The organism is Intrasporangium sp. (genome assembly GCF_036566125.1).
Taxonomy (GTDB): Bacteria; Actinomycetota; Actinomycetes; order Actinomycetales; family Dermatophilaceae; genus Intrasporangium.
This window is the reverse complement of sequence record NZ_DATCWX010000237.1, coordinates 1-8,979: the sequence shown is the minus strand read 5'-3', so window position 1 is coordinate 8,979 and position 8,979 is coordinate 1. Positions and strand designations below refer to the sequence as shown.

General features: G+C 69.7%; 8 protein-coding genes. All 8 read left to right on the top strand.

What is annotated here, in order from left to right:
• Positions 1 to 405: 405 nt before the first annotated feature.
• The 8 genes from VIR15_RS14425 to VIR15_RS14390 all read left to right on the top strand — a co-directional run bounded on the left by VIR15_RS14425 (position 406) and on the right by VIR15_RS14390 (position 8,924).
• Complete coding sequence (locus VIR15_RS14425; protein WP_331928828.1) at positions 406 to 753, top strand: hypothetical protein; 348 nt, start codon at positions 406 to 408, stop codon at positions 751 to 753.
• Positions 754 to 762: 9 nt separating this feature from the next.
• Entirely contained in the window at positions 763 to 2,850 is a 2,088-nt protein-coding gene (locus VIR15_RS14420) for a TCAD7 domain-containing protein (protein WP_331928826.1), read from the top strand.
• A 30-nt stretch (positions 2,851 to 2,880) separates the two neighbouring features.
• The gene (locus VIR15_RS14415; RefSeq protein ID WP_331928824.1) at positions 2,881 to 4,437 is read left to right on the top strand and encodes an esterase/lipase family protein; all 1,557 of its coding nucleotides are present in this window, start codon (positions 2,881 to 2,883) and stop codon (positions 4,435 to 4,437) included.
• A 139-nt stretch (positions 4,438 to 4,576) separates the two neighbouring features.
• Positions 4,577 to 5,491 carry an NAD-dependent epimerase/dehydratase family protein gene (locus VIR15_RS14410; protein WP_331928822.1) on the top strand — a complete coding sequence of 305 codons (915 nt, stop codon included), beginning with the start codon at positions 4,577 to 4,579 and terminating at the stop codon, positions 5,489 to 5,491.
• Complete coding sequence (locus VIR15_RS14405) at positions 5,488 to 6,423, top strand: RNA polymerase sigma-70 factor (RefSeq protein WP_331928820.1); 936 nt, start codon at positions 5,488 to 5,490, stop codon at positions 6,421 to 6,423. Before VIR15_RS14410 ends, VIR15_RS14405 begins: the two co-directional genes overlap by 4 nt.
• Positions 6,424 to 6,560: 137 nt before the next feature.
• Positions 6,561 to 7,022, top strand: a complete 462-nt coding sequence (locus VIR15_RS14400; RefSeq protein WP_331928818.1) for an iron chaperone — start codon at positions 6,561 to 6,563, stop codon at positions 7,020 to 7,022.
• Between the two features lie 49 nt (positions 7,023 to 7,071).
• A complete protein-coding gene (locus tag VIR15_RS14395; protein ID WP_331928816.1) occupies positions 7,072 to 8,022 on the top strand; it encodes a pseudouridine-5'-phosphate glycosidase in 951 nt (316 codons plus the stop codon).
• Positions 8,022 to 8,924 (top strand): carbohydrate kinase family protein, encoded by a 903-nt coding sequence (locus VIR15_RS14390; RefSeq protein WP_331928814.1) that lies wholly within the window; start codon positions 8,022 to 8,024, stop codon positions 8,922 to 8,924. The genes VIR15_RS14395 and VIR15_RS14390 overlap by 1 nt, the downstream gene beginning before the upstream one ends.
• Positions 8,925 to 8,979: the final 55 nt, after the last annotated feature.

The following is an 8,979-nucleotide window of genomic DNA, read 5'->3' as shown; positions in this document are numbered from 1 at the left end:
GCCTCTCCAGGTTGAGCTCTCCTGGCCGCTCCATGCCGCGATTCTAGGTTCCTGCTGGACTCGCATCGGGATTGCACGTCGGGTCTCCTCCGACAATCCAGCCGCGGCCCACTCGGCGGCCCGTTCTTGGCCCGGATGTCGCCGACAACCCAGCCGGGGCTGGATTGTCCAAGGTGCCAGCGGAACGTACCGGGCGCCGACTGCGCACTCGCCGTGCGGGCGGGCCGCCTGGGCGGGAGCCCCGCCTTGGGTGCCGGCCAGCGCCATAGGGCCCGTCTGCCGTGTGCGTATCTTCACGGGATGGCTGGGTCTCTGGACAACACGGGGATTCGGTGATTCTCGTCCGATAGCGAACACCTCGGGCATATCGTCGAACTATCCCCATCCGTGGCGTGGGAGGCCGCGATGAAGGATCTGGAGTATGACGAGTTCGAGGTGGTTCTCGAACGCAGTCGGGACGGGTACAGCGCTCGGGTCGCCGATTCACCCACGGGCCCGGCTCCCGCGATCCCGTTCGTGCAGTCCATGGAGATCGCGGACCTGCCGCCGCTCAGGGAGACCATGCGCGGCGCTGAGGCAGAGGCGCCTGCCGGTGCCGAGAGTGCCGTGGAGGACGCCGGCGGCACCAAGGATCCGGAGCCGACGGACAACCAGGCCACGTACACCGACTCGCCGCCCGCGCCCGAGGGCGGCTCGTCCACGACAACCGAGTCTCCCGACACCACAACCACCACTTCGCCCACGACTGGCTGAGGAGCCACCATGTTCAGGTCTGCGATCGTGCTGCCGTCCACTCTCACACCGGACGTCGCACTCCAGCGGCTCGAGCCCCTCCGCGATGACGTGTCCGTCGTGGTTCGTCGCGAGGAGGACGGCACGACCTACTGCTACGACTTCAGCGTCGGAACCCTCCGGGCAGCACTGCAGGGCAACCCGGCCCCGACGCTGACCATCGCGCTCAACCTGCACGAGTGGCAGGCGAGCCCGCAGGTGGACCTGCACTCCACGTCCGCGGAGGAGGCAGAGCGCGTCGCGGCTGGGGGTCACACCGTCGTCCTGGATGGTGACGACATCATCGGCGTCCTCGTCCCGCGGCGCAGCGCCACGCGCGGTGGCGTGGAGGGCACCCGCGGCGGCGGTCCGACCCGGGGCGGAGGCGGCACCCGAGGCCTCGACCAACCTGCTGCCCCCGCTCCTCCCGCACCACGCGGAGAGCCCACGACCGGGCTGGAAGCCAGCCCAGCGGCATACGGCGACTCCCTCTTCCAGGCCTTCCCGCGCGTGATGGCGCCCGATGCCGTCAAGGCCGGCGAGCAGTTCGACGTGGCTGTGGGCTTCAGCCTGTCCGGCGCGCCCGGTGCCACGGCGTTCACGGTGGTGGCCCCGCGCGAGCAGGAGAACCTGCCGTTCGTCGTGTCGTTGATGGGCCACGGACTCGGCTTCCCCGACGGCGTTCGCCAGGAGCTGACCGTCTCGCGGTCGGCGCCGGAGGCGGCAACAGCGACGTTCGCGGTCGTCGCGGACCCGGTCGAGACCGACCTCGTGCGCGTCGTCGAGGTGTCCTACGAGTTCGACGGCAACGTCGTCGGCCGTGCCTGGCGTGAGGTCCACGTGGGCGCCGCGGCCCCGCCAGCCGCACCGACACCGCCCCTTGAAGGGGGGACCAGTCTGGCCCCGACGCCGAACGTGCCCGCGCCCCACATCACGGTCGAGGTCCGCAACCGGCAGGGCGACGCCCAACTCGAGTGGCTGTTGCACACGCGGTACAGCGACGTGGCGCTTCCGACGATGCGGATCACGACCGACCTGGGCAACGAGTCCGCAAGGGAGTTCGCGGTCCAGCTGATGAACCAACTTCCAGCGCAAGTCGGTTCGCCGTTCCTGCGCAAGACGGTCACCGGCATCGGCCGTGCGGTCACCGGGGCGATGCCAGCGGAGTTCTGGAGCCTGTTCGCCGAGGTGTGGGACCGTGCGAAGGGAGCCGGCGAGGTGCCGTCCATCCTCATCGTCACCAACGAGCCGTACGTTCCGTGGGAGCTGGCGTGGGTGGGAGACGACATCATCGACCCGGCCGACCTACCTCCCGAGGCGCCGGGGGAGAGCGTTGGTATGCCGCTGGGTTGCCTTTGTCGCGTGGGCCGCTGGGTGCCGCCCATCACCCGTACCCCACGTGGCGGCGATCGCCCGGCCACGCCGCCGCCGACCACCGCCTCGGCGGCGCACCTGGCCGTCGTCATCGGCGACTACGCCTCGGACACGAACCTGCGTCCCCTGCCCGAGGCCATCGAGGAGGGCAAGGCGATCGCGCTCGCCTACGGTGGGCTCCCCCTGAAGGCGACGGAGGACGACTTCGGCCGGCTGCTGAGCAACGAGCTGGAGCGCAACGGTGCGCCCTTCGGGCCGACGGCCGTGCACGTCGCCGCACACGGGGAGGTGAGCCCGACGATGCAGCAGTACACCGGGATCATCCTCAGTGCTTCGGACCACCGGCTGGATCCGTTTGTCGTGCAAGGCTCCTCGTTGACCCGGGAGACCAAGCCCTTCGTCTTCCTGAATGCCTGCCAGGTCGGGACCGCAGGATCGGTGCTGAGCGACTACGGCGGGCTGGCGGGAGCGTTCGTGTCCGAGGGGTGCAGCGGCTACGTGGCGCCCCTGTGGAACGTCAACGACCTGGTGGCGCGCCAGTTCGCGGAGGAGTTCTACGAAGCCGCGTTGAAGACCGGGACGTCCGTGTCCGAGTCGCTACGGCAGCTCCGGTCCCGCTACGCCAGTGACTGGGACCAGCAGACGGCCACTCCGCTGGCCTATGTCTTCTACGGGCACCCGGAACTGACGTTCGAGAAGTCGTGACCGCTCCTGCCGCTCAGATCGGAGGCATCCATGGCACAGCTGGACGGAACCGCGCGACGAGTCGACCTGGGACGGGGGGTCGTCATCACGGCGCCGGGGCTGCGCGGCAATGCCGTCCTGAAGGACGGGCCACTCGGCGGTCGCTCGGGTGAGCCGGAGCGAACCACCGAAGCGTGGGACGACGCGCTGGCGCGGGCCGGGATGCGGCAGGCCGTGGCCGTTGAGATCGACGCGACGACCGCGCCCAGAACTCGTGGGGGAGCAGGTCGCGCGGGCGAGGTCCGGACGGCCGAGGGCGAGCCCGGGCTGGTGCTCGACGTGCCCGACCTCGGCCCGACGAGGGGCCAGGTCCTGCTGCTGGTGGACGAGGCGGGGGTACCGAGCTGGCACTACCCGGAGCCGAGGGCCCGCGCGGGTTCGCAGGGAGGGCAAGGCGGTTCGCTTAAAGACGCCTCGCGCGGAGGCGGTGCGACGGTCCGCTTCGTCGTGCCCAGTGCAGTCGGCACTCCGCGCGTGGCCGAGGGCGAGGACGCCCCCATTGGGGACCGGTCCCTGATCACCCTGATCGGCAAGAAGATCCTGTCTGTCCTCGTCTACGCGATCGTCGACGAACTCGTCGGCGCCGCCGCGCAGCTGGTCGCGAGCAGGTGGGAGGAGTCGCACCGGCCAACACGCCTGCGTGATTTCGGCCCGGCGGCCTACGGTGCGGCGGTGGTGAGCGACGGCTTCGACGCCTCGCGGCTGACCGCCGGACGATCGCTGCTCTTCCTGCACGGCGCCTTCAGCACGGGCCATGGGTCGTTCGGAGCGCTCCCGGCACCGACGATGGAGCTGCTCGCCACGCGCTACGAGGGTCGGGTGTTTGCGCTCGACCACCCGACCCTGTCCGTCGACCCGGTCCGCAATGCCGATGACCTCCTCGGCGTCCTGCGCGATCTCGGGCCCGGTTCTGCCGTCGATGTCGACCTCGTCTGCCACAGCCGTGGCGGTCTCGTGGCGCGGGCTCTGGCCGACGCGGCCGTTCGCTCGGGGGGCCGCCTCACCATCGGACGCACCATCTTCGTCGCCAGCCCGAACTCCGGAACCCCGCTCGCTGACGGCAAGCACCTGGGCTCGTTCGTCGACCGGGTCACGGCCCTGCTCGACCTCGCTCCTCCGGGGCCGTGGTCGGTGGTCGTCGACGTGCTCGATGCCGTCCTCGAGGTGGTCAAGATCATCGGTCAGGGTGCTCTGGGCGGACTTCCCGGGCTGGCCGCGATGCGGCCCGGCGGCGAGTTCCTGTCCCTGATCGCCTCCGCGGCGCCGGAGGAGAGTCGGCTCTATGCCATCGACGCCGACTTCGAGCCCACCGGTTCGCTGGCCGCTCTCTGGCGCCTCCCTGATTCAGCACTGGACAAGATCTTCGGCGACCGCGCCAACGACGGGGTGGTCCCCTCCGAAGGGGTCGGGTTCGTTGCTGGGGAGCTCGGGTTCCGGGTCCCCGAGCAGCGCTCGCTTCACCTCACGTCCGAGGCCGGCACGTGGCACTGCTCCTTCTTCACGCAGCCCCGGGTTTCCGAGGCGCTGACCACCTGGCTCCCCGGCTGACCCGGCCAACTGCACAAGGGAAGTATGCCGCTGGGCCAGCTCAGCGGCATACGGCCCAAGGCGTGTGGCCGTGTCACGGACGGGCGCGCTGCCTCGTCTCGGGGTGGAAAGACCCACTATTGACGAGGAGAGTGACGTGATGCGGGTATTCGTGGCCGGAGGCAGCGGGGTCATGGGACGGCGGCTCATTCCGCAGCTCGTGGCAAACGGGCACCAGGTGACCGCCACGACGACGAGCCCAGCCAAGCTGGGGTTGCTCGAGCGGCTCGGCGCGGATGGGGTCGTCATGGACGGCCTCGCTGCGGCAGCGGTTGGCGAGGCGGTTGCGGCGGCTCGCCCGGACGTTGTCGTCAACCAGATGACCGGGCTGTCCGAGGCACACGCCGGCAAGCCCAACCTCAGGAACGCGAGTCGCTTCTTCGAGATGACGAACCGGCTGCGCAGCGAGGGCAACGACCATCTGCTCGCGGCGGCCGAGGCGACGGGTGTGGCCCACTTCGTCGCGCAAAGCCACGCGAGCATGAACGGCAAGCGCGAGGGCGGCTGGATCAAGAGCGAGGAGGACCCGCTCGAGGTGATCGAGGGCACGAAGGCCGTGCAGCACCTCGAGAAGGCCGTCGTCGGTGCTGGGGGTGTCGTGCTGCGATACGGCGGGTTCTACGGGCCGGGTGCGTGGGACGACCAGCTCAGGCTCGTGCGGAAGCGACTGGTCCCCCTGGTCGGCGGTGGCACCGGGTACACGTCATGGGTCCACATCGACGACGCGGCCGGTGCGACCGTCCTGGCGATCGAGCAGCGCGCCACCGGCGTGTACAACATCGTCGACGACGAGCCCGCGCCCGCCAGTGAGTGGCTGCCCTACCTCGCGGAGTGTCTGGGCGCGAAGCCGCCCCGGCGGTTGCCGGCCTGGCTGGTCCGGCTGCTGGCCGGCGAGATGGCGGTGGGCATGCTGACGCAGGGGCGTGGGTTCTCCAACGCCAAGGCCAAGCGCGAGCTGGGCTGGGAGCTGCGCTACCCGTCGTGGCGGCTGGGGTTCAAGAAGGAGCTCGCGTGAGCGCGGTTGGGAGCAAGGCCGAGGAGTTCGAGCAACTGCGGCCGCTGCTCTTCGCGATCGCCTATCGGATTCTCGGGAGCGTGGTCGAGGCAGAGGACGCGGTGCAGGAGACCTGGCTCCGCTTCGAGGCCACGCAGACGGAACCCGTCTCGACAAAGGCGTTCCTCTCGGCCGTGGTCACTCGGGTCTCCATCGACGTCCTGCGCTCTGCTCGGGTCCGGCGGGAGGAGTACGTCGGACCCTGGTTCCCGGAGCCGTTGATCGCCGACCCGTACGACGACCCGGCCCGGTCGGCGGAGCTCGCTGACTCAGTGTCGATGGCTGCGTTGCTGCTCCTGGAACGGCTCAGCCCGCTCGAACGGGCGGTTTTCGTCCTGCGGGAGGTGTTCCACTTCGAGTATGACGAGATCGCTTCTGCCGTCGGGCGATCCGAGGACGCCTGTCGCCAGCTGGCGTCGAGGGCGAGGCGGCACATGGACGCGGGCAAGCCGCGGTTCGATGCCGACCGACGCGAACGCGAGCAGCTGGCTGAGCGGTTCTTCGCCGCGCTTCGTGATGGCGAGCTCGGTCAGCTGCAAGACCTTCTTGCCGCCGATGTCCAGATCATCGGGGATGGTGGCGGCAAGGCGCCCGCCTTCGCGAGGGGCGTCACGGGCCTCGACCGGGTCATCCGGGTGCTCGAGGGGCTCGTCCCGGCCGTCGCCGCGGTCGACCTGGGCGTGGAGCCGCATGAGGTGAACGGCGAACCCGGCGCGATCCTGAGGGACGCCGACGGGCGGGTCATCGGCACCCTGGCCCTCGACATCCTGGGCGGCCGGGTGCAGACGATCCGCGGAGTCCTGAACCCGGACAAGCTGCGTCATCTGGGCCCGGTGGGCGACGCCTGGGCGGTCAACCGAGACGTGAATCGTGCTCGTCGGCACGGTGTCTGACAAGACCATCAAGCCGTATGCCGCTGGGCTCGATTCCCGTCGAATGTGCAGTTCGTGCCGGGTCGGCGACTGCGCGGGAGAACAGTCGGTCAGTTTCGGAGAAGCGCCGCGGGCCCGCGGAGGCCAACAATGGGCGCATGGCAACTTCAGGAAAGACGACCAAGCGGGACGACGCGAGCGCGGACAAATTCACTGCGGAGGAACGCGCCGCGATGAAGGAGCGCGCGCAGGAGCTCAAGGCCGCCAAGGGCGGCAAGAAGACCAAGGTGGACGACACGCAGGCCGTCCTCGACAAGATCGCCGACATGGCGGAGCCGGACCGCGCCATGGCGCAACGGGTCCACGAGGTCGTCATGGCGGCGGTCCCCGATCTGGCACCACGGCTTTGGTACGGGATGCCCTCCTATGCCAAGGACGGCAAGGTGCTGCTGTTCTTCCAGGACGCGGCGAAGTTCAAGGCCCGCTACGCGACGCTGGGGTTCCAGGACACGGCTGCCCTCGACGACGGCAACATGTGGCCGACGTCGTTTGCGATCGTCAAGCTCACCGAGTCGGTAGAGAAGCAGATCGCCGAGCTCGTCAAGCAGGCTGCCAGCTGACGGCTGACTGGCCTAACGTTGGGTCTCACCGACGATCCGGGAGGAACCCATGTCGACCCCTACCTCGACCCCTGCCTTGATCCGTGTCGCTGAACCCGTCGCCGAAGCGCTGTCTGCACGCCGGCCCGTCGTCGCGCTCGAGTCGACGATCTTCACCCACGGGCTGCCCCGTCCGCGCAACGTCGAGGTGGCCCTCGAGGGGGAGGAGATCATCCGGGCTGCCGGTGCCGTCCCAGCCACCATCGGGGTGCACCGTGGGACGCCCGTCGTCGGCCTGACCGAGGACGAGATCCGGGAGCTGGGTGGCGACGACGACGCCGACAAGGCCTCGATCCGCGAGCTCGCCATCGGCGCGGTGACGAAGAAGAACGCCGGGACGACCATCGCGGCGACAGCCTTCCTCGCGCGGGCGGCGGGTATCGACGTCTTCGCGACGGGCGGCCTCGGCGGCGTGCACCACGGCGCGGAGAAGACCTTCGACGAGTCGGCGGACCTCATCGCAATGTCCCGGACGTCGATCGTGCTCATCAGCTCCGGTGCCAAGGCGATCCTCGACATCCCGGCCACGCTGGAGCGGTTCGAGACGCTGAGCGTTCCGGTCATCGGCTATCGGACGAACCGCTACCCGGGCTTCTATGTCGTCGACTCCGGCTATCCGGTGAACGCCCGGGTGGACTCGCCGGCGGACATCGCCACCGTCCTGACCACCCAGCGTGCGCTCGGCGTGCCGAGCGGCGTGCTCGTCGCAAACCCGGTGCCCGAGGCTGAGCAGCTCGACCCGGCTGAGCTCGAAGGCGTTATCGAGGCGGCCTGGGCCGCGGCCGAGAAGGACAGTATCGGAGGCCAGGCGTCCACTCCCTACCTGCTCGACTACATCCGCCGCGCCACCGGGGGCCGCAGCCTGGATGCCAACGTCGCCCTCTACCGCAACAACATCCGGCTGGCCTGTGAGGTCGCCGCGGCCCTGGTCGAGGCGGCCCCAGCCGACCGGGGCGCCTAGTGCTCGGTGTCATCGGCGACGTCGTCCAGGACGTCGTCGTCTGGCAGCTCGAGCCGCAGCGCAAGGCGACCGACACGAAGTCCGAGATCGTCATGCGCCGAGGCGGGTCGGCCGCCAACGTGGCCGCGTTTGCCGGGCCGAGGTATTCGACGCGCTTCATCGGCTGCGTCGGTGACGACCTCGGCGGTCACGTCCTGCGGCAGGAGCTCGACGGGCGCGGCGTCGAGGTCTGCCTCCAGGTCGACCGGAGCGCGAGCACCGGCATGATCGTGCTGCTCATCGACGAGCTGGGGGAGCGGACGATGTTCCCGTCCCGCGCAGCTAACGCGCGGCTGGTCGACATCGACCCGGCGTGGCTCGAAGACCTTGAGATCCTCCATGTCACCGCCTACTCATTCGAATCGGGGTCCACGGCGGACGCGGTGCTCGACGCCGTGGCGCGCCAGCACGAGCGTGGCGGCCTCGTGTCCTTCGACCTGTCGTCGACGGGCTTGATCCGGCATTACGGCGTCGAGGCCTTCGTCGATCTCGTGAAGCGGTGCCGGCCGGACTTCATCTCCGCGAACGAGGACGAGTGCGAGGTCCTCGGACTGGCCGAGGGCGGTCGGCCGGGTGCTGGACTGGACCGGTTCCCGGGCGCGGTCCTCCTCGCGCGCCGCGGCAAGGAGGCGACGACCGTGATGAAGGACGGGGAGGTCCTCGCAACGGTCCCCGTGGATCCGGTGGAGGACGTGCGCGACCTCACAGGTGCTGGTGACGCCTTCAACGCCGGCTTTCTCACCAGCTACCTCAGGAATGCCGGTGACCTCGTGCGCAGCGTCGAGGCGGCGCACGCTCTGGCGGCCCGGGTGCTGCGCAGTCCGGGGGCCACCGAGGAGCCCCACCCCCATCCGATCGAGTGAACAGCTTCTGGGGCGTTCCGCCCAGAAGCTGTTCACTCGATCGGGGTGGGAGCGC